The organism is Suttonella ornithocola, assembly GCF_001889065.1.
GTDB lineage: Bacteria > Pseudomonadota > Gammaproteobacteria > Cardiobacteriales > Cardiobacteriaceae > Suttonella_A > Suttonella_A ornithocola.
Genome location: NZ_LWHB01000289.1, coordinates 1 through 439, shown reverse-complemented (window position 1 = coordinate 439; position 439 = coordinate 1). Strand labels below are relative to the sequence as shown.

Here is a 439-nt window from a genome sequence, read left to right as displayed (position 1 = left end):
TGGCCGCCGGCGTGTTACCGGTAGCCGTCGCAGTCACGCTCGCTTTGACAACGACCGTGCCGTCTTGGCTGCTCGGGATGTCTACGCTGGCTGTGATGCTGTGCGCGTTGGCTTCGTCTGCGGTCACGGTGTGCGTGCTGAGGGTGCCGTTAACATCAATGGTCACGGTGTCGCCTTCTTTGACATCGCCGTTCAGGCCAATAGTGACCGGTACGCTGACGCTATCTTGACCACCCACTTCTTTGGCATTTAGGTAGCCATCATCCGCCGAACCACCAAGTTCTACGCCTGTTACTGCAGCTGTGCTGTTACCTGTTTGGCTGGTCGAGGCGTCTTTGCCTTTCGCACTTTCGTTGCCCGCAGGGTCTTTGACATAAGCAGTTACTTCATTATTTTCACCGTCTGCTTTCGGCGTGAAGCTCACTTCTGTTTTACCTGC

At 55.8% G+C, this 439-nt stretch carries 1 pseudogene; it reads right to left on the bottom strand.

What is annotated here, in order from left to right:
* Positions 1 to 439 (bottom strand): annotated as a pseudogene (locus tag A5N85_RS15900) (hypothetical protein); the annotation flags it as partial.